At 50.1% G+C, this 20,121-nt stretch carries 22 protein-coding genes and 1 other RNA gene; 18 read left to right on the forward strand and 5 right to left on the reverse strand.

Annotated elements, in window-relative coordinates; translation table 11 throughout:
• The first annotated feature begins 30 nt into the window (after positions 1–30).
• The 3 genes from mazG to eno all read left to right on the forward strand — a co-directional run bounded on the left by mazG (position 31) and on the right by eno (position 4,005).
• Complete coding sequence (mazG, locus tag D515_RS07720) at positions 31–849, forward strand: nucleoside triphosphate pyrophosphohydrolase (protein WP_002537560.1); 819 nt, start codon at positions 31–33, stop codon at positions 847–849.
• A gap of 140 nt (positions 850–989) precedes the next feature.
• On the forward strand, positions 990–2,624 hold the full coding sequence (locus tag D515_RS07725) for a CTP synthase (RefSeq protein WP_002537561.1): 1,635 nt from the start codon (positions 990–992) through the stop codon (positions 2,622–2,624).
• 79 nt (positions 2,625–2,703) lie between these two features.
• Positions 2,704–4,005, forward strand: a complete 1,302-nt coding sequence (eno, locus tag D515_RS07730; RefSeq protein WP_002537562.1) for a phosphopyruvate hydratase — start codon at positions 2,704–2,706, stop codon at positions 4,003–4,005.
• A 172-nt stretch (positions 4,006–4,177) separates the two neighbouring features.
• Here eno and D515_RS07735 read toward each other — a convergent pair whose 3' ends face one another.
• From D515_RS07735 to D515_RS07745, 3 genes are read right to left on the reverse strand one after another with little or no spacing between them, the layout of a single operon-like run.
• Complete coding sequence (locus D515_RS07735; protein WP_002537563.1) at positions 4,178–5,389, reverse strand: FAD-dependent 2-octaprenylphenol hydroxylase; 1,212 nt, start codon at positions 5,387–5,389, stop codon at positions 4,178–4,180.
• Positions 5,389–6,591, reverse strand: a complete 1,203-nt coding sequence (gene ubiH / locus D515_RS07740; RefSeq protein WP_002537565.1) for a 2-octaprenyl-6-methoxyphenyl hydroxylase — start codon at positions 6,589–6,591, stop codon at positions 5,389–5,391. The genes D515_RS07735 and ubiH overlap by 1 nt, the downstream gene beginning before the upstream one ends.
• 27 nt (positions 6,592–6,618) lie before the next feature.
• Positions 6,619–7,188, reverse strand: coding sequence for a YecA/YgfB family protein (locus tag D515_RS07745; protein WP_002537567.1), 570 nt, complete (start codon positions 7,186–7,188; stop codon positions 6,619–6,621).
• A gap of 272 nt (positions 7,189–7,460) precedes the next feature.
• On the opposite strand from D515_RS07745, the gene zapA reads away from it, so the two are divergent.
• The 5 genes from zapA to serA all read left to right on the forward strand — a co-directional run bounded on the left by zapA (position 7,461) and on the right by serA (position 10,875).
• Positions 7,461–7,772, forward strand: a complete 312-nt coding sequence (zapA, locus tag D515_RS07750; RefSeq protein ID WP_002537568.1) for a cell division protein ZapA — start codon at positions 7,461–7,463, stop codon at positions 7,770–7,772.
• Positions 7,773–7,787: 15 nt separating this feature from the next.
• Positions 7,788–7,970: non-coding RNA, 6S RNA (gene ssrS, locus D515_RS25225), on the forward strand.
• A 29-nt stretch (positions 7,971–7,999) separates the two neighbouring features.
• Positions 8,000–8,602: a 5-formyltetrahydrofolate cyclo-ligase gene (locus D515_RS07755; RefSeq protein WP_002537570.1), complete on the forward strand. Its 603-nt coding sequence runs from the start codon at positions 8,000–8,002 to the stop codon at positions 8,600–8,602.
• 116 nt (positions 8,603–8,718) lie between these two features.
• Positions 8,719–9,372 carry a ribose-5-phosphate isomerase RpiA gene (gene rpiA / locus D515_RS07760; protein ID WP_002537571.1) on the forward strand — a complete coding sequence of 218 codons (654 nt, stop codon included), beginning with the start codon at positions 8,719–8,721 and terminating at the stop codon, positions 9,370–9,372.
• Between the two features lie 273 nt (positions 9,373–9,645).
• Complete coding sequence (gene serA / locus D515_RS07765) at positions 9,646–10,875, forward strand: phosphoglycerate dehydrogenase (protein WP_002537572.1); 1,230 nt, start codon at positions 9,646–9,648, stop codon at positions 10,873–10,875.
• A gap of 97 nt (positions 10,876–10,972) precedes the next feature.
• On the opposite strand, the gene D515_RS07770 is transcribed toward serA, so the two are convergent.
• Together D515_RS07770 and D515_RS07775 are read right to left on the reverse strand one after the other, a co-directional pair.
• Positions 10,973–11,671: an oxidative stress defense protein gene (locus tag D515_RS07770; protein WP_002537573.1), complete on the reverse strand. Its 699-nt coding sequence runs from the start codon at positions 11,669–11,671 to the stop codon at positions 10,973–10,975.
• Positions 11,672–11,734: 63 nt separating this feature from the next.
• Positions 11,735–12,652, reverse strand: coding sequence for a LysR family transcriptional regulator ArgP (locus D515_RS07775; RefSeq protein ID WP_002537574.1), 918 nt, complete (start codon positions 12,650–12,652; stop codon positions 11,735–11,737).
• Between the two features lie 110 nt (positions 12,653–12,762).
• Here D515_RS07775 and D515_RS07780 point away from each other — a divergent pair, with 110 nt between their 5' ends.
• From D515_RS07780 to rpoS, 10 genes are all read left to right on the forward strand, one after another.
• Positions 12,763–13,398 (forward strand): LysE/ArgO family amino acid transporter, encoded by a 636-nt coding sequence (locus tag D515_RS07780; RefSeq protein WP_039849746.1) that lies wholly within the window; start codon positions 12,763–12,765, stop codon positions 13,396–13,398.
• Entirely contained in the window at positions 13,399–13,890 is a 492-nt protein-coding gene (locus tag D515_RS07785; protein ID WP_039849747.1) for a YbaK/EbsC family protein, read from the forward strand.
• 199 nt (positions 13,891–14,089) lie between these two features.
• Positions 14,090–14,362 carry a cell division protein FtsB gene (gene ftsB / locus D515_RS07790; protein ID WP_002537577.1) on the forward strand — a complete coding sequence of 91 codons (273 nt, stop codon included), beginning with the start codon at positions 14,090–14,092 and terminating at the stop codon, positions 14,360–14,362.
• Between the two features lie 26 nt (positions 14,363–14,388).
• Positions 14,389–15,123: a 2-C-methyl-D-erythritol 4-phosphate cytidylyltransferase gene (gene ispD / locus D515_RS07795; RefSeq protein ID WP_002537578.1), complete on the forward strand. Its 735-nt coding sequence runs from the start codon at positions 14,389–14,391 to the stop codon at positions 15,121–15,123.
• Positions 15,124–15,139: 16 nt separating this feature from the next.
• Positions 15,140–15,625 (forward strand): 2-C-methyl-D-erythritol 2,4-cyclodiphosphate synthase, encoded by a 486-nt coding sequence (gene ispF, locus D515_RS07800; RefSeq protein ID WP_002537579.1) that lies wholly within the window; start codon positions 15,140–15,142, stop codon positions 15,623–15,625.
• A complete protein-coding gene (truD, locus tag D515_RS07805) occupies positions 15,618–16,676 on the forward strand; it encodes a tRNA pseudouridine(13) synthase TruD (protein ID WP_002537580.1) in 1,059 nt (352 codons plus the stop codon). Before ispF ends, truD begins: the two co-directional genes overlap by 8 nt.
• Positions 16,657–17,403 (forward strand): 5'/3'-nucleotidase SurE, encoded by a 747-nt coding sequence (gene surE / locus D515_RS07810; protein WP_002537581.1) that lies wholly within the window; start codon positions 16,657–16,659, stop codon positions 17,401–17,403. Before truD ends, surE begins: the two co-directional genes overlap by 20 nt.
• Positions 17,404–17,418: 15 nt before the next feature.
• A complete protein-coding gene (locus D515_RS07815; RefSeq protein WP_002537583.1) occupies positions 17,419–18,039 on the forward strand; it encodes a protein-L-isoaspartate(D-aspartate) O-methyltransferase in 621 nt (206 codons plus the stop codon).
• Positions 18,040–18,049: 10 nt separating this feature from the next.
• A complete protein-coding gene (gene nlpD / locus D515_RS07820) occupies positions 18,050–19,012 on the forward strand; it encodes a murein hydrolase activator NlpD (protein WP_002537584.1) in 963 nt (320 codons plus the stop codon).
• 55 nt (positions 19,013–19,067) lie between these two features.
• Positions 19,068–20,045, forward strand: coding sequence for an RNA polymerase sigma factor RpoS (rpoS, locus tag D515_RS07825; RefSeq protein ID WP_002537585.1), 978 nt, complete (start codon positions 19,068–19,070; stop codon positions 20,043–20,045).
• Positions 20,046–20,121 lie beyond the last annotated feature (76 nt).

Raw genomic sequence — 20,121 nt, forward strand, 5'->3', positions numbered from 1 at the left:
GCTTTCCCTTTTCTTTTGGGCGGGTAACAGATGAAAAAAATGTCGCGAATGCAAGAATTGCTGGAAATTATGGCTACCCTCAGGGACCCGCAAAACGGCTGCGATTGGGACAAGAAGCAAACCTTCGATTCTATAATTCCTTACACCATCGAAGAAACTTTTGAAGCAGTGGATGCGATTGAACGTCAGGAATGGGCAGATGTTCGCGATGAGCTGGGCGATCTGCTGTTTCAGATTGTGTTCTATAGTCAACTCGGAAAAGAGCAGGGTCTATTTGAATTTGAAGACATTGCCGGCGCAATGTGCGACAAGCTGGTGCGTCGCCATCCTCATGTTTTTGGTGAAAAGGATGCCGATGGTAACCCGCTGGAAAAAGCAGACTGGGAAGGCATAAAAGCGCAGGAACGTGCCGCCAAAGCCAAACCAGATGCAGAGCTCAGTATTTTGGATGATGTACCAACCTCACTTCCAGCATTGGGCCGTGCAGCGAAACTGCAAAAGCGTTGTGCGCGTTTCGGCTTTGATTGGGATTCAGTCGGCCCTGTCGCCGAAAAAGTGCAGGAAGAGCTTGATGAGGTGATGGAAGAAGCCTTGATGGTGGATGTCGACCAAGAACGCGTCGATGGAGAAGTCGGCGATTTACTTTTTGCCGCGGTCAATCTTGCCCGCCACCTTGGCACTAATCCGGAAATGGCACTTCGAAAAGCGAATATGAAATTCGAAAGTCGCTTTCGTAAAATTGAAATGAAATTACGTAATAATGGTAAAAATTTGCAGGAAAGTGAGCCAGATGAGCTTGAAAATCTGTGGCAAGAAGTAAAGCGTGACGAGGGCAACAAATCGACGTAAATCACTCAATTGATTTACGACAAAAAAAAACGGCGTTCTGTGTGATAGTTTTCACGTTGTGGGAAGTTTCTGGCTCTGGTAATATGTCGTCCCGTCCAGATTTCCAATAATTTCCCCTAAATCCAACTCTCAGGTTTAGCATGACAACGAATTACATTTTTGTTACGGGCGGGGTGGTTTCCTCCCTAGGTAAGGGTATTGCAGCAGCGTCATTGGCGGCAATTCTAGAAGCACGTGGTCTTAAAGTGACCATGATGAAGCTTGACCCTTACATCAACGTGGACCCGGGCACCATGAGCCCAACCCAGCACGGTGAAGTATTCGTTACGGAAGACGGTGCCGAGACTGACCTGGATTTGGGTCACTATGAGCGTTTCATCCGTACCAAGATGACCAAACGCAACAACTTTACGTCAGGCCGTGTATACGCTGACGTACTGCGCAAAGAGCGCCGCGGCGACTACCTGGGTGCGACCATTCAGGTTATTCCACACATCACCAACTCTATTAAAGAACGCGTGCTTGCCGGTGGCGAAGGTCACGACGTTGCTATCGTTGAAGTCGGTGGCACCGTAGGTGATATCGAATCACTGCCGTTCCTTGAAGCTATCCGTCAATTGGCGGTAGAACTGGGTCGCGAGCGTGCGATGTTCATGCACCTGACGCTGGTTCCTTATCTGGCAGCAGCCGGTGAAGTGAAAACCAAACCAACCCAACACTCAGTGAAAGAACTGCTGTCTATCGGTATTCAGCCAGACATTCTGGTTTGCCGTAGTGATCGTGTGATTCCTGCGAACGAGCGCTCTAAGATTGCGCTGTTCTGTAACGTGCAGGAAAAAGCAGTGATTTCGATGAAGGACGTAGATTCCATCTACAAGATCCCTTCACTGATCCGTTCTCAAGGTCTTGATGACCTGATTTGTACCCGTTTCGGCATCACAGCGCCAGAAGCTGACCTGTCTGAATGGGAACAAGTTATTTTTGAAGAAGCGAACCCAACCGGTGAAGTGACTATCGGTATGGTTGGCAAATACATCGAACTGCCAGATGCATACAAGTCTGTAAACGAAGCACTGAAACACGGTGGCCTGAAAAACCGTCTGACGGTGAACATCAAGTATGTTGACTCTCAAGACGTAGAAACAAAAGGCGACGAAGCACTGCAAGGTCTGGACGCGATTCTTGTTCCAGGTGGCTTTGGTGACCGTGGTGTAGAAGGCAAGATTCTGGCAGCGAAATACGCTCGCGAAAACAAAGTGCCTTACCTTGGCATCTGTCTGGGCATGCAGGTTGCGCTGATCGAATACGCGCGTAACGTTGCAGGCATGGAAGGCGCGAACTCTACTGAATTCGACAAGGGTAGCAAGTTCCCTGTTGTTGGCCTGATCACCGAGTGGGTGGATGGCGAAGGTAAAGTTGAAGAGCGTACTGAAAAATCAGATTTGGGCGGCACCATGCGTCTTGGCGCGCAGCTGTGTCACCTGAAAGAAGGTACTAAAGCACGTGAGCTGTACGGCAACGCGACGATTCACGAGCGTCACCGTCACCGTTATGAAGTGAACAACGTGCTGCGTCCGCAGATTGAAGAAGCGGGTCTGGTTGTATCTGGCCTGTCTGCGGATAAAAAGCTGGTTGAAATCATCGAAAACCCTGCGCACCCATGGTTTGTGGCGTGCCAGTTCCACCCTGAATTTACCTCTACTCCACGCGATGGCCACCCTCTGTTTGAAGGCTTCGTGGCAGCGGCAGGTAAAAATCAGCGTGGTGAGCTGTAACTGAAAAAAGGAAGCGGTCGCGAAGGTTGTGCGGCCGCTTTTCGCATTCTTAAGCTATTGACATACGAGAGGAAACACAATGTCTAAGATCGTTAAAGTTCTGGGCCGTGAAATCATTGACTCACGCGGTAACCCAACTGTAGAAGCAGAAGTTCACCTGGAAGGTGGTTTCGTAGGTATGGCAGCTGCTCCATCTGGTGCATCTACCGGTTCTCGCGAAGCACTGGAACTGCGTGACGGCGACAAAGCACGTTTCCTGGGTAAAGGCGTTCTGAAAGCAGTTGATGCAGTAAACGGCGCAATTGCTAACGCTCTGGAAGGTAAAGACGCGAAAAACCAAGCAGAAATCGACCAGATCATGATCGACCTGGACGGTACTGAGAACAAATCTAAGTTCGGTGCAAACGCAATCCTGGCTGTTTCTCTGGCGAACGCAAAAGCAGCAGCTGCTGCGAAAGGCATGCCACTGTACGAGCACATTGCTGAGCTGAACGGCACTGCTGGCGTATTCTCTATGCCTCTGCCAATGATGAACATCATCAACGGTGGTGAGCACGCAGACAACAACGTTGACATCCAAGAGTTCATGATTCAGCCAGTTGGCGCTGCAACTCTGAAAGAAGCAGTTCGCATGGGTGCGGAAGTATTCCACAACCTGGCGAAAGTACTGAAGTCTAAAGGCTACAACACTGCAGTTGGTGACGAAGGTGGTTTCGCGCCTAACCTGAAATCTAACGCAGAAGCACTGGAAGTTATCGCAGAAGCAGTTGCAGCAGCTGGCTACGAGCTGGGCAAAGACATCACTCTGGCGATGGACTGTGCAGCATCTGAGTTCTTCGACAAAGAAGCTGGCATCTACAACATGAAAGGCGAAGGCAAAACCTTCACTTCAGAAGAGTTCAACCACTACCTGGCTGGCCTGGTAGATCAGTTCCCAATCGTTTCTATCGAAGACGGTCTGGACGAGTCTGATTGGGATGGCTTCAAGCACCAAACAGAACTGCTGGGCGGCAAAATCCAGCTGGTTGGTGACGACCTGTTCGTAACTAACACTAAGATCCTGGCTCAAGGTATCGAGAAAGGCGTAGCTAACTCTATCCTGATCAAGTTCAACCAGATCGGTTCTCTGACTGAAACTCTGGCTGCAATCAAGATGGCTAAAGACGCAGGCTACACTGCTGTTATCTCTCACCGTTCAGGTGAAACTGAAGACGCAACTATCGCTGACCTGGCGGTAGGTACTGCGGCTGGCCAAATCAAGACTGGTTCTATGAGCCGTTCTGACCGTGTTGCTAAGTACAACCAACTGATTCGTATCGAAGAAGCACTGGCTGGCAAAGCACCTTACAACGGTCTGAAAGAAGTTAAAGGCCAAGCGTAATCGCTTACCCTTAACGGATTTAGATTGAAGACGGCGCCGAAAGGCGCCGTTTTTTTATGTGGTTAGGACAGAAGGTCCTAGGAGAAGAGCAGAATCGAGGAAATGAAAATGCTCAGTGCCGTTTTGTCGTTTCACAATGGTATGAATGCTATTTCTAGGTCCTTAAATAAATCTACTTCTTCGCTAGTTTTGGCAAATCACCTGTCAGCCCAAGTGCCCGCTTAATAAACTGGGTTTTGATACCCGGGAGTGTGGCGGCTGCCATTAGACCAATACCACGAATGAGTTTCTTTGCTGGGTTTTCGCCTGCAAACAAATCGCGGAACCCTTGCATTGCCGCAATCATTTGCGCGGCTTCAGCTTTACGCCAGCGTTCGAAAGCGCGGAGGTTGGTTTTCTCTCCAATATCTTTGCCTTCATCACTTAAGCGAATCAGCTCTTGCGCCAGGGTGGCGGCATCTAAAAGACCCAGGTTCACCCCTTGACCCGCTAGCGGATGAATAGTGTGGGCGGCGTCGCCAATCAGGGCGACGCGCTCGACCACGAAGTCTCTCGCGTAACGCATCTTCAACGGGAAGGACGCACGTTCACCTTCAACCGAGCAAAGGCCGAGGCGGAGATCGAATGCAGCGCTCAAGGCTTTGTTGAACTCGTCTTCAGGCATGGAGCAACGAGCATCGGCATTTTCCGGTGATTGCGACCAAACGATCGAGCTCAGGTTTGGTTCAGACAGCGGCAGGAAAGCCAGCGGGCCATCCGGAGTGAAAATCTGACGTGCGACACCATCATGTGGCTCTTCGGTCCGAATATTGGCGACCAGTGCACTATGTCCATAATCCCAATGGGTTAATGGAATCGATAGCTGGTTGCGTACCCAGGAGTTTGCACCATCAGCACCGACCACGAGTTTTGCGGTAATGGCGCTGCCCGATTCAAGGGTTAGCCAGGCTTCTGTTTCACCAAACATCATGTTGGCGCAGCGGTCTGGGCAGAATAGGGTGACATTGTGTTGCTGCTTTACGCGCTCAAACAGTGCCAGCTGAATAACGCGGTTTTCAACGATGTAACCAAGGTTGGGTTGACCCAAATCCATCGCATCGAAATCAATTGCGGCGAAGCTGTCTTGTTCCCATACCGACATTTTTTGATATGGACTTGAGCGGCGGGATTGAATGCCTTCCCACGCGCCGACGTTTTTCAGAATACGCTCACTGGCGCGGCTCAACGCAGAAACGCGAAGGTCGGGCAGGGGAGAGAGTTCAGGCTCCGGCATTTTGCCTTCGATGATTGCGATGCGAAGACCGCTGTCTGCCAGTGCAGCTGCGAGTGTTAGGCCAACCATGCCACCGCCGATAATGGCGATGTCTACATTTGTCATTTTCATTATCGTTCTACCAAGCCCATTGCACGTTGCAGCAATGGTGCTTTCAATTCGCTAAAGACCGACATTGCTGCCAGTCCCAGATTTCGTCCCAGAATCAGTGGTGCTGTGGTGTTGGAGAAGCCGTGAACCAAACCTGATGTCGTGGCGACTGTGGTATCGCGGTCTGGTTCTCGTCGTGCGAGGTATGATTGAAGCACAGGCATTTGACCGCAATCTTTGCCATCAGCGTGCGCTTTGGCGATTTCTTCTGCAAGCGATACCACATCGCGAAGGCCTAGGTTAAAGCCTTGTCCCGCAATGGGGTGAAGCGTTTGTGCCGCATTCCCGACTACAGCAAAGCGGTGACTGATAAGACGGGTTGCCTGACGCAGAATCAACGGATAGCTGCCACGCTGACCAACATGCAGTAGCCTTCCCAAGCGCCACCCGAAAGCCTGTTGCAGTGCTTGTGCAAACTCATCGTCAGACATGGAAAGCATAGCCGGCGCTTCATGAGGTTTGACGCACCATACCAGTGAGCTTCTGCCTTCAGACATCGGCAATAAGGCGACAGGGCCGGTTTCGGTAAAACGTTCGAAGGCACGGCCTTGATGCGCGAGTTCTGTGGTGACATTCGCTATCAGCGCAACCTGTTCAAAGTCATGCTCATGGCGTTCAATCCCCACCATATCGCAGCAAGATGATAGTGCGCCGTCTGCGGCAACTACCAGCTTGGCTGTCAGCGCTTTTCCATCATTGAGCGTCAGAGTGACATTGTCGATTTCGCGCTTGATATCAGTGACAAAAGCCGGGCAAAACAGCGAGATGTTTTTGGCTTTACCCAACGCTTGGTGAAAAACGCGCCCGGCGTCGGCAAGCTCAATCACATTACCGAGGTAATCCAGACCTTCATCACGGGCATTCATCTCGGTTAGGCCGAAGTGGCCACGGTCGGAAACATGAATTTTGCTAATCGGTGTGGCAAATGGTGACAAGGTTTTCCACACACCAATGTTATCGAGCAACTGGCAGCTACCATAGGAAAGGGCAATGCTTCGGGCATCATAGCCAGGGTGGCTGTTGTCCGGAATGGCGGCTTCCACCACCGCCACGGACAAGCCTGCTTGTGTCAGTTGCTCAATGGCCAATGCCAAAGTGGCACCTGCCATTGCGCCACCGGCAATGACGACATCAAAATTTTGTGTTGATGGCTCAGCATCCATTCTGCGTCAGTCTCCGACAGTGATCTGTTAGTGCAGGGTTGGTTTTTCTTCGGTCTGCGGCTTGATGCCAAGCTCGGCATGCAGCGTCATTGCGCAGACGCGGACGTGCTCGATGACTTGTTCGAAAAGCAATGCCTGCTCTTCCATATCATCGTCCTCGTCAATACCAAGCTGGGCAATTTCCGTCAGGTCTGCCAGCACTTCTTTGGAGTCATCAGACAGTTTGCCTGCAGTGATACCGACTAAACCAATACCTGCGATAAAAGCACTTACCCACTCAGACAGCGCATCACCACGATCAAGCAAAGATTCACTTTCATCCGGCAACAGCACTTCGAAATCCATCTGACCACCAGTGAGTTGCTGGCTCGCCAGACCAACGCTGGTTGCCGCCAGTGTTTTCGACTCATGTGGCCAGCCTGCACCATCATTGGTGTAGTCATAAAGCATCGGCATCCAGTTACCCAGCTCAGGGTCTAGTCCACCGCACAACATTCCCGCCAGAAGGCCATGCATTTCTGCTGGCGTTACGGCCAGAGAGTCAGCACGAAGCGTGGAAACCATGTTGCTGTATTCAGGTAAAGTTACTTGGGTCACGGGGTCACCTTGGGTACCGAAATTGTCTTGTCCGTATACTACCAGTTAGTCCTAAGTCACTGAACCTCTCTTCACGATAGAAGAAAGCAAAAGCGAGAATCAGGTTCACGATAGCTCTGATTTTCATCACATTGACGACTTTTCGTCTGCTTAGTCCGTCGAGAGACAATACGCGATAGGATAGACTTGAAGTTTAATCTGCCATTTTCTATAGTTTGCGCCCGTGACGTCAGGGTGCGACACCGCGCTTTGAAGGGAGCTCAGAAAAGAATATGACTACGCAAGCTGTTGAAATTCAGATCCTTGGCAAAATAATGCGTGTTAACTGTCCGGCAGGTCAGGAACAAGCGCTGAAAGAAGCGGCAGACGACTTTGATCAACGGTTGCACGAATTGTCTGAGCGCACTAAAGTAACGAATACAGAGCAACTGCTCACTATCGCGGCCCTGAATATCTGCTACGAATTGCGTGCAGAAAGACAGCAAAACACCGACGATAAGAATGATATGGAACAGCGAATTGTGCTGTTGCAGCAAACGATTGAAGAGGCGTTGTTAAAACACAGCGCGTCGAAGGAAGCATAAGCCTTCCGAACCAGTTTGACCCTGGAGTGTGCGTCAGCGGATCCGCGTCCCTGAGCCGATAAGCACATCTAAGGGTGGGATGTTACATGCTTTTGAGCAGGCTCGGCTTGTACCGAGAAGCCTACGGTATGTTCTTCTCATCCGCCTTGAACCGCAGGGTTCAAGGGCAAAAGATCCCAACGGCACTCCGGGGCCAATCCCCATTAGCTTTGCGGCAAGGACAGCCGATGCAAGCGAACACTTCTTCTCTTCGCAATGAACTGCGAAAAACGACCCGAGCCAAAAGGCAATCTCTGACTGATGACGAACAGCGTCATGCGGCGACAAACCTTCTTTCCCATTTTCAGCAAGCTGACAGCATCCTCAACGCTCAGCGAATTGCGCTTTATTTGTCAGTAGATGGTGAGCTGGACACCCAGCCTCTGATTGAGCATTGCTGGCGAGAGGGGAAAGATGTTTATTTGCCGGTGATTCATCCTTTCAGCAAAGGGCATTTGCTGTTCCTGCACTATCATCCTAAGTCCACCTTGGTACCAAACCGCTACGGTATTCTAGAGCCGAAACTTAGCGTGCTTGATGTATTGCCTGCACAGCAACTTGATGCGATTTGTACACCGCTTGTGGCGTTCGATAAAAGCGGGCAGCGCCTGGGTATGGGCGGCGGGTATTACGATCGCACACTGGCACCTTGGTATGAATCAGGACGGGGAGCAAAACCCGTTGGTATCGCTCATGATTGCCAGCAGGTTGATGACCTTCCTGTTGAAGCGTGGGACGTGCCTTTACCAGAGATTTTGACGCCATCTAGGCATTGGAAGTGGGCGATCTAACCTGATCTGTATCGATCCCGAATAACGGGATCTGCGTTTATAAAAATCTGCCCGCTCTAAAATCAGATCTGTATAATCGGCGTCGCGAATTACCCCTATTTACCCAGGAGATCCTCATGACTCAGGATGAAATGAAAAAAGCGGCTGGTTGGGCTGCGTTGGAATACGTGACCAAAGGCAGCATCGTTGGTGTTGGCACTGGATCCACCGTTAATCACTTCATCGATGCCCTCGAAACCATGAAAGAGCAAATCAAAGGTGCAGTGTCGAGTTCAGTTGCATCTACCGAGCGTCTGGAGAAGATTGGCATTCCGGTCTTTGATGCAAACGAAGTGGCGAGTCTGGACATTTATGTTGATGGTGCGGATGAGATAAATCCAAACAACGAAATGATCAAAGGCGGTGGTGCTGCACTGACGCGAGAAAAAATCGTGGCGGCGATCTCCGAGAAATTTATCTGTATCATCGACGACAGCAAGAAAGTGGATGTGATGGGTCAATTCCCTCTGCCAGTGGAAGTGATCCCAATGGCGCGTTCTTACGTGGCGCGTGAACTGGTCAAACTGGGCGGCGATCCTTGCTACCGCGAAGGTTGTATCACCGATAATGGCAACGTGATTCTGGACGTGCACAACCTGCAAATCACCAATGCCAAAGAACTGGAAGACAAGATCAACGCGATTGCGGGCGTAGTGACTGTTGGCCTGTTTGCAAACCGTGGCGCAGATGTAGTGCTGGAAGGTACTGCAAACGGTGTAGTAAAAAGCTAAAAACAGTTAAGCGTTAATGGGTTAACACTTCAGTTTTTTTGAAGCAAAAGCCAAACGTTTGCGTATAAGTAACTCAATAAGTTAGCGGTGCCTTCATGGCGCCGTTTTTTTTCGCACTTATTACGTAATATTCTTACCCATGCAAATAAATTTTTGTTACCTTAGTCACTAATTGTACAAGGCCGACATAATCCTATCAAAAAGCGGCCTTTGACGTCTGGAAGACGGAAACCGAATTTAACGACAGGTTTTTTTTTAAGGATGAGAACTGCAATGGCTAAAGTGTCGCTTGAAAAAGACAAAATAAAAATCCTTCTCCTTGAAGGTGTTCACCCAACTGCACTGGAAGTTCTTCAGGGTGCAGGTTACAGCAATATTGAATATCACAAAGGCTCTCTAGCCGGTGAAGAGCTTGAAGCGGCAATTGCTGACGCGCATTTCGTGGGCATTCGTTCCCGCACCCAACTGACTGAGAAAGTGTTTGCGAAAGCGCAAAAACTGGTAGCAGTGGGTTGTTTCTGTATTGGCACCAACCAGGTTGACCTGACTGCGGCAGCGAAGCGCGGTATCCCAGTATTTAACGCACCTTTCTCAAACACCCGTAGTGTTGCCGAACTGGTTCTTGGCGAGATTCTTCTTCTGCTTCGTGGCATTCCAGCGAAGAACGCTATGGCTCACCGCGGTGAGTGGATGAAGTCAGCGGACCGTTCGTTCGAAGCACGTGGCAAAAACCTGGGTATCATTGGTTACGGTCACATCGGTACCCAACTGGGTATTCTGGCGGAAAACCTGGGTATGCGTGTTTTCTTCTACGACATTGAAAACAAGCTTTCACTGGGTAATGCGACGCAAGTGGCGTCAATGTCAGAGCTTCTGAACAAGAGTGACGTGATCACCCTTCACGTGCCGGAAACCGACTCAACCCAAGACATGATGGGTAGCGAAGAGTTTGCGCGCATGAAGCCGGGCGCGATCTTCATCAACGCCGCGCGCGGTACAGTGGTTGATATCGATGCGCTGTGTGGCGCATTGGAAAGCGGTCACATTGGCGGTGCGGCAGTAGACGTATTCCCAACAGAGCCGAAAACCAACAGCGACCCATTTACTTCTCCGCTGCAAGCGTTTGATAACGTGATCCTGACACCACACATCGGTGGTTCAACTCAGGAAGCACAGGAAAATATCGGCATCGAAGTGGCTGGTAAGATGGTGAAGTACTCAGACAATGGTTCAACCCTGTCTTCTGTGAACTTCCCAGAAGTATCGTTGCCTGAGCACACTGGCACGTCGCGCCTGCTGCACATTCACCAGAACAAGCCAGGTATCCTGACCAAAATCAATACCATCTTCGCAGAAGAAAGTATCAACATTGCTGGTCAGTACCTGCAAACCAATTCCGAGTACGGTTACGTTGTGATCGACGTCGAAACCGAGCACTCTGAAAAAGCATTGGAGAAACTCAAAGCGATCGAAGGTACCCTTCGCGCTCGTATACTCCATTGATTGACGATTTGTTCCCCCTAACAAATGTCTATCCCAGAAAGGAAAATGGCCGCAATAGCGGCCATTTTTCTATTTATGGTTTGCTAACGACAGGCATTTATTCCCCTAACGCATAAACCACTTCCACCTGATCACGGATAGTGATTTCTGCGTCATCGTAGCTTGATGCAACACTGGACGCCTCTGCCATTCGCATCATGGTTGGGCGAACCGGCGTCGATGTTATGTAGCGGATTTCCCAAACGCCTGCGAGTGTTTCACCAAAGCCTTTTGCCAATGACTCTGCTTTAGCTTTTGCATCGGCAATGGCTGCCATGCGCGCTTTTTCTTTGAGCTCAGCTTCTTTACTCGAAGAAAAGCTGATGCCATTCACGCGATTGAGGCCATCGGCCAATGCGCCATCCAGCACACGGTTAAGCCGGGACAGATCACTCACGGTCACCGTCACGTTTCGTGTGGCGCGGTAGCCGTTCAATTTTGGCTCGCTGTTTTTCGGATAACTGTACTGAGGCTGAAGGTTAAGATTGGCGCTTTCGATATCTTTACGCGCAATCCCCATTTTCTCCAATCGTTCCAAAAGCGTAGCCACCGCGTCATCAGATGCCTTTTTGGCAGCTTGGGCAGACGTGCGGGTAAGTGAGACGGCAACGTCCACGGTGGCGGTGTCCGGCTGGGCGACAACTTCACCAACTCCCATGGTTTCCAGATGCGGGAAATCCGGTGTAGCGGCTGAAACAAACGGTGAAGACAGCGCAATGGCTGCACCAACTAACGAAGCAATAAGGTGTTTTTTCATGGTCTGGGTTCCATGTTGTTTTTTGAAGTTATATGGCTATGACTCCGGCAAGGCGGAAATAATTCACACTGTGCGGGATATTTTTCCTTCGCCGAAAGTCTTTCGCGCATAATTTAAGCAGGCCGATGACATCTCCGCCAATACGCCACTTTCCGTCGCGAAATGGTGCCAGTATAGGTGGCGGATGACACCATCGCCTGGACAAAGATCGATAAGCTCCCCGGATGCGAGTTCTGGCTCAATTTGCAGGCGGGGTATCAAGCAATACGCCACACCTAGTTTGGCCATTTTGACGAAAGCCTCAGACGAGCGAACCATATGGCTACGCCAGCCGGGAGTGGGCAGTTGAAAACGTTCAGACACAAACTGAGTGTGCATATCATCGAAACGGTCAAACACCACAGCAGGAGCGCGACTCACCGCTTCTGCGTTCAAGCCATCTGGAAAGTAGGTGGCTTTGAAGGCTGGGGTGCAAACGCAAAGGTACTCCATCACCCCCAAAGATTCCGCCACGCAGCCTTTCAGTGGTGTGGCTTCATTGCTAACCGCAACAACGGCTTCGCCTGATCGAAGGCGATTCAGCGTGCGGCTCTCATCATCGACGATCAGGTTGATTTCGAGTGTCTGCGCTTTCATTAACGGGGAAAGAGCTGGCAGCAGCCAGGTCGCCAGGCTGTCTGCATTGGTGGCGATAGGTACAGTAATAGGACCTGCCAGCCCTTCGGGTGTCAGCTCTGGCAGCATTTCCTTTTCAAGCAGTTGAACACGTCGGTGAAGGCCAAGCAGCTTTTTACCAATGGCGGTGGGCTGCGGAGGCGTTTCGCGAATCAATACGGGCTGTGCAACCAAAGTTTCCAGCTGTTTGATTCGCTGGGAAACGGCCGATTGGGTGATGAAAAGCGCTTCTGCTGCTTTATCAAAGCCGCCGTTGGCGATGACTGCATCCAGTGCATCCAGCCAGCGGTAATCTAATCCCTTCATCTACGTCTCATCAGTTTTGCTTATCTGTGATTAAAATTATTAGTTTTACTTACTTTTGTCACCCCTCTAATTTGTGCCTCAGCAATATTGAGGGATGTGGAGACAAAGTGATGAGTAGCAGTGTTTTATTACAAGGGTTTGGTTTAGGGCTCAGTATGATCATTCCGATCGGCGCGCAGAATGCGTTTGTCCTCAATCAAGGGATCCGCCGTCATCATCATGTTGCGACGGCGACACTTTGCTTTCTCTGCGACTTTGCTTTGATTGCCCTCGGCGTTTTTGGCGGTGGTGCAATGCTTTCTAGTAATGAAACCTTGCTGAGTGTCGTGACGCTGGGAGGTATAGCTTTTCTGCTGACCTACGCTTATCAATCGCTTAAACGTGCTTGGATTGGCGAAGAGGAAAGTGCCGAGTCGGAGGGAGAAAAAACGGGCAAAGGACTTAAGGCGGTATTGATTGGTGCCGCGGCAGTGACTTTGCTGAACCCCCATGTGTATTTAGATACCGTTGTAGTATTAGGTTCAATTGGCGGTCAGTTTGAACCCGCGCAGCGAACCGCCTTTGCAGTCGGCACTATGCTGGCATCTATGGTCTGGTTTTATGGTATTGCATTGGGCGCTGCGAAAATGTCGCCAGTGCTTTCCAAGCCTAATGTGCGGAAAACCATTGATATTCTGGTTGCTGGCATGATGATTTATGTAGCATTTCTTTTGATGCAAAAATGGATGATGGGCCTGGAGGGATAAATGGCGCAGATGTTGGATGAAATTCTGCAAAAGAATATCAGTTTGATGACGCAGTGTGGTGTGAGCTATCAAGAATGGCAACATGAACCCATCCTCGATTTTGCCACCGATGACATTGTCGGCAAGCGTCTGGGTTGGACAGCAACACCCACTAAAAGCTTATTCCTCAACTTTAAGAAGGGCGGTCATGCGCTTTTGCTGACGCATCGTGATGCGAGATTGGATAGTAAGAAAATCAAAGCGCTGGTGGGGCAAAGACCTTCCATTGCCTCAGACGAAGAGATGATAGAAAGTCTTGGCTGTGTACCCGGGGCGGTTTGCCCGTTTGGTATGCCAGACTATATTCTCTTGATAGTCGATAGCGTGTTGTTTGAATTTGAATCTTTGATGTACACACCGGGTCCACCGGAATATACCTTTGCGTTTGCAGCAAAAGACCTTTCTAGCTTGCTGGATGCGCTTCCCAATCCGGTTTATCACCTCAACGCCTGACCATTCTCCTGTCACTTATTTACGAAAAGCCTGCAATTCGCTGTTCTATTGCTGCCACTGCTGGTGTGATAGGGGTGAATGTGGGATTATTACCGCTATTCTTTATGTAAGTGCCCACTGAGCCTAGACTTTGTGGGTAATATTCTGCGTCTGGCTCGAATGCCAAATTGATTTCGTTGAGTGTGGGGAGGAAAATTCAATGCGAATGCTGACAGTCTTGCTGTTCGTATTGTTTGGATGGCTCCAGTATCACCTTTGGTGGGGCAAGAACGGGGTAGACGATTACCTTGCAGTGACCGCCGTTGCTGATTCCGTTGCTCAAGCCAACGATAAACTCCACCAACGTAACCAGCAAATGTACGCAGAAATAGCAGATCTCAAACGTGGGCAAGAAGCGATTGAAGAACGCGCCCGCAATGAACTGGGTATGATCAAGCCGGGAGAAACCTTCTTCCGGGTTGTCAGCGATTAGCCCTCTCGCCTTTAAAGTAGAGAAACATGAATACCCCGGCCAGTGAAGAAACCTTGAGCTCGCCGCAATCTGTCGCGCCTGAAGTGGTCGCGATTGTCCCTGCGGCAGGAGTAGGAAAGCGTATGCGCGCGGACCTGCCAAAACAATACCTCACCATCGAAGATAAAACGCTGCTTGAACACACGGTGCATTACCTGCTGGAACACCCAAGTATCAATAAGGTCGTGATTGCGATTGGTGAAGAGGATGGATATTTCCATTCAACATCCCTTTGCAGTGATAAGCGTGTTGTGGTGACAACTGGTGGCAAAGAGCGCGCAGACTCCGTCTTGGCTGGCCTTCGCACAACTGATGCGGAATGGGTGATGGTGCATGATGCTGCCCGGCCTTGTGTCAGACATCAGGACATCGATGCACTGATTGCTGAGGCGACTAGTCACACCCATGGCGCTGTTCTAGCCTGTCCGGTGCGAGACACCATGAAGCGCGGTACGGGAGACAACAAGATTGAAACCACAGTGTGCCGTGAGCAACTCTGGCATGCCTTAACGCCCCAAATGTTTAAGCGTGAGCAGTTATTGAATGCATTAGAAACCGCATTGGATAAATCGTTGGCAGTGACTGATGAAGCCTCCGCGATTGAGCTTACTGGTGGCGCACCTAAGCTGGTTTTTGGACATGCAGACAACATCAAGGTGACGCAGCCCGAAGATCTCGCGCTCGCCACCTTTTTCCTGGCCCAACGCAATAGCGGCCAGTGATAAGTGAGGAAGAAACATGATTCGTATTGGACACGGTTTTGACGTACACAAGTTTGGCGGTGAAGGCCCAGTGATCATTGGCGGTGTGAAAGTACCTTATGAGCAAGGACTGGTCGCGCACTCTGATGGTGATGTGGCGCTGCACGCAGTGTGTGATGCTCTGCTTGGCGCAATTGCGGCTGGCGATATTGGCCGTCACTTCCCTGATACCGACGCTGAGTGGGAAGGGGCTGACAGCCGTTTTCTCCTGCGCGATGTTTACGCCAAAGTGAAAGCAAAAGGCTATGTGATTGGTAACCTGGATGTCACCATCATGGCGCAAGCGCCGAAAATGGCACCGCATATTGATGCGATGTGTGCGGCAATTGCCCAGGATCTGGAAACGGATGTCAGCAACGTGAATGTGAAAGCGACAACCACCGAACGACTGGGGTTCACCGGCCGCAAAGAAGGCATCGCCTGTGAGGCTGTGGTGATCATCCGTAAGGATTCCAATGACTGATGTAATGAACGCACTGGCTTACCTGCATGGTCAGCCAGCAGCAACTGGCCGTCTAAAGGCCAAAGCAGAAGATTTTTTCGTTAGCGAAACACTGTATTTCACGCCTGCCGGACACGGTGAGCATTTTCTGGTACGTATCCGCAAGATTGGCGAGAACACTAAATACGTTGCTAATGAGCTGGCTAAAGCGTGTGGTGTTAAATCCCGCGATGTGAGCTGGGCTGGTCTGAAAGATCGCCACGCAGTGACGGAACAATGGTTTAGTGTGCACTTGCCAGGGCAGCCAGATCCGGATTTAAGCGAGTTTGTCGCGACACATGAAGGTGTTGATGCCATTTTGGACACTGCCCGTCACGACAAAAAACTGCGACCGGGTGATCTGATTGGTAACCGCTTCAAGTTAGTGATCACAGAATTTGACGGTGATGACACAATTGAAGCACGCCTTGCCGACATTCGCGACCAAGGTGTACCAAACTACTTTGGCAGCCAGCGATTTGGTCGTAATGGTAACAACGTGACATCAGCGCGCGATTGGGGGCAGGATAAATTCCGAGTACGTGATAAGAGCAAACGCAGCTTCTACCTGTCTGCGGCTCGATCATTCCTGTTCAACCAAGTGTTGTCTGCGCGGATCGAAAAGCAACTTTGCCATACGCCAATGTTGGGCGACTTACTGATCGACGACAAAGAGCAGGTCCAAGTGGTGGAAGACGTCGCCTCTGCGGAAGCACAGTTGCAAAAACACGAATGGCAAATCTCCGGCCCAATGACCGGAGACAATGCACTGCCTACTCAAGGTGAGGCGCAGCAGTTTGAACAGGATATCGTAGATACTGAACCACATCTTCTGGCGGTGATTCGCGGTAACCGCATGCGTCATGAGCGTCGCCCGTTGCTGCTCTATCCTCAGGAAATGAGCTGGCAACATGAAGGTGACACCTTAACGATTGAGTTCTCTCTGCCTGCCGGATGCTTTGCGACAGCGGTGATGCGAGAAATCATGGAAGACAAATCAGAGGGAGAATCAGATGCACATTTTGATCAGTAATGATGATGGCGTGTTTGCTGACGGCATCAATGTACTGGCAGAAGTGCTGTCTGAGATCGCGACGGTGACCGTTGTCGCCCCGGATAGAAACCGCTCCGGCGCTTCTAACTCCCTGACACTGGAAAACCCGCTTCGCCTGCGCGAAGTGGGTGAACGCCGTTACGCTGTTCAGGGCACACCGACTGACAGTGTGCATGTCGCGTTGAACGCGATCGTCACAGATAAAGTGGATTTTGTCATTACGGGGATCAATCACGGAGCCAATCTCGGTGATGATGTACTGTATTCAGGCACGGTCGCCGCTGCGACAGAAGGCTTTTTCATGGGAGTGCCTGCGATAGCCGTCTCTCTTTGCGGTAACACGCATTTCCATACAGCTGCGCAGGTGGTAAAAAAAGTGGTGCTCAATGATAAAGAGATGCCATTGCCGCGCAATCGCCTGTTAAACATCAATGTTCCTGATGTTCCTTTGCATGAAATTCAGGGGTGGCAGGTGACAAGGTTGGGTGCGCGTCATCGTGCGGAAGACATGATCAAAGATAAAGATCCGCGTGGACAGGCGATTTATTGGATTGGCCCTCCGGGTGCAAAGCAAGATGCTGGGCCAGGCACTGATTTCTATGCCATTGAAAATAATTGTGTCTCTTTGACACCACTTCAGGTCGATCTGACAGCGCATGATACGATCGACACTCTGAATCTTTGGGTTACAAACGCAACGAAATAACAAAGGGTGACATTAGTGAATTACTCGCATTCACTTATTCAACTACTTCGCCAACAGGGAATATCAGATCAACGTGTGCTGGAAGCAATAGGACGCTTGCCGCGACATCTGTTTGTCTCTGAAGCCATGGCGCATCAAGCCTACGACAACAATGCGCTGCCGATAGGCTTTGGGCAGACTATCTCGCAGCCCTATATCGTTGCGAAAATGACGGAGCTTCTAGAGCTGCGACACGACAGTCGTGTTCTAGAAGTTGGTACAGGATCGGGCTTTCAGACATGTGTGCTAGCGCAACTGGTTGAGCATGTTTATTCCGTGGAGCGAATTAAGCAGCTGCAAATGGTCGCGAAGCGCCGTTTTAAGCAGTTTGAGCTGTATAACATCTCGACAAAACATGGGGATGGCTGGCAAGGTTGGGCAAGCAAAGGTCCTTTTGACGCCATTATTGTAACAGCAGCTGCAGCAAGCATGCCTCAGGCGCTGATTGAGCAACTGGCAGACGGTGGATCCCTGATTGTACCTGTCGGGGAGAACGATCAAACCTTGTATCGTGTTACACGCAGTGGTGACGAATTTGAAACAAAAGCCATTGAAGCGGTTCGATTTGTACCACTTGTAGCTGGTGATTTGGCATAGGTAACTTTTGGTGGTAGTGGTTTCAATTCAGTTGAAAATTTTAGTATTTCTCTCTGTATTGGGATTATTGTCTGCATGCTCTGTGACAAGCCCTGCACCTGTCTCTAGTGTTGGCCCTGATTATGGACAGATTGAACGTGGTAGCTACCGCGGCAGCTACTATGAGGTTCAAAAGGGCGACACTCTGTACTATATCGCTTACGTCACAGATCGTGACGTCAACGACATTATCTCTGCCAACAACCTTAGCGCACCCTATACCATTTTCCCCGGCCAGAAGCTGAACTTGTGGCGGGAGAAATATGTTCCTCCAGCCTATGGTAAGAAGGATGCTAGCGCGGGTGCCGCTGTGGTGGTTGCTGCGACTGCTGGTGCAGCAACCGCACCTGCAGTTGTGGCAACAACACCTCCTGCTGTTTCAGGATCTTCTGCTAAATCCAAGCAAGATAATCAAAAAATCGCTTCGCAAAATAAGTCGGGATCATCTTCTCAAAATAAGAAAAATGTTGAACAGCAAAAAGTGAAGGAGTACAGTCAACCTGTAACAAAAAACAAACCATCTACTGATAAAACCGTTAACAAACCATCAGGTGCCCCCGAAAAAATTAGTTGGCAATGGCCTTCTAAGGGGCGAGTCATCTCAGGATTCTCTAGCTCAGAGCTTGGAAATAAAGGGATCGACATCGCTGGTAACCGTGGTCAAAGCATTAACGCTTCAGCAGATGGAAAAGTGGTTTATGCAGGTAATGCGCTACGAGGTTACGGAAACTTAATCATTATTAAACACAATGATGACTACCTAAGTGCCTATGCGCATAATGACCGCATCTTTGTTTCGGAACGTCAGAGCGTCAAAAAGGGGCAGAAAATAGCTTCTATGGGCAGCTCTGGTACAAACAGTGTCCGGTTGCACTTCGAGATTCGCTATAAAGGAAAATCGGTGAACCCGTTAAGGTATTTGCCGAAACGGTAATCCGAGACAGATCTTGCTGTACTGTCTAGCTGCTACGCCAAAATTGGGAGGCGCTATGAGTCAGAATAATACTGCAAAGAAAGTCGACGACTTGGTTGTTGAAGATGTTGACATGGAACAACTTGAAATCGAGTCTGAAGACGAAGTAGCTGAAGAGGTAGAAGAGTCCGTATCGTTTGCAGCATCCTCGAAAGCTCTCGATGCAACGCAACTCTATCTAAGCGAAATAGGTTACTCTCCTCTGCTGACAGCGGAAGAAGAAGTACTCTATGCACGTCGTGCCCTTCGCGGCGATGAAGCTGCCCGCAAACGTATGATCGAAAGTAACCTCCGTCTGGTGGTTAAAATCTCCCGTCGTTACTCTAATCGTGGTCTCGCACTTCTTGATCTGGTTGAAGAAGGCAACCTCGGTCTGATCCGTGCGGTTGAGAAATTCGATCCTGAGCGTGGTTTCCGCTTCTCTACCTACGCAACGTGGTGGATTCGTCAAACCATCGAGCGTGCCATCATGAATCAGACGCGTACTATCCGTCTGCCTATCCATGTGGTTAAAGAGCTTAACGTTTATCTGCGTACCGCCCGTGAGCTGGCACAAAAGCTGGATCATGAGCCAACAGCAGAAGACATCGCTCTGCAACTCGACAAACCAGTTGAAGATGTCAACCGCATGCTTCGCCTGAATGAGCGCATCAGTTCGGTAGATAATCCGATTGGTGGTGATTCAGAGAAAGCATTGCTGGACATCATTCCTGACGAGAAAGAAGGCGGTCCAGAGAACACCACGCAAGACGATGACATGAAAAAGTCTATCGTTCACTGGCTTCAGGAATTGAACCCTAAGCAGCGTGAAGTGCTGGCACGTCGTTTCGGCTTGCTGGGTCATGAAGCGTCAACGTTGGAAGATGTGGGTCGTGAAATTGGCCTCACACGCGAACGTGTTCGCCAAATCCAAGTTGAAGGCTTGCGTCGCTTACGTGACATGCTGACGCATCAGGGACTGAACATCGAGTCTCTGTTCAACACTGAGCACTGATAGCACCTTTTTATCAACACTTTGTGTGCTCAAGAAAAAAGCCCCTTTTGGGGCTTTTCTGTTTTTACCGTCTGAC

This window comes from Grimontia indica, assembly GCF_000333895.2.
Taxonomy (GTDB): domain Bacteria; phylum Pseudomonadota; class Gammaproteobacteria; order Enterobacterales; family Vibrionaceae; genus Enterovibrio; species Enterovibrio indicus.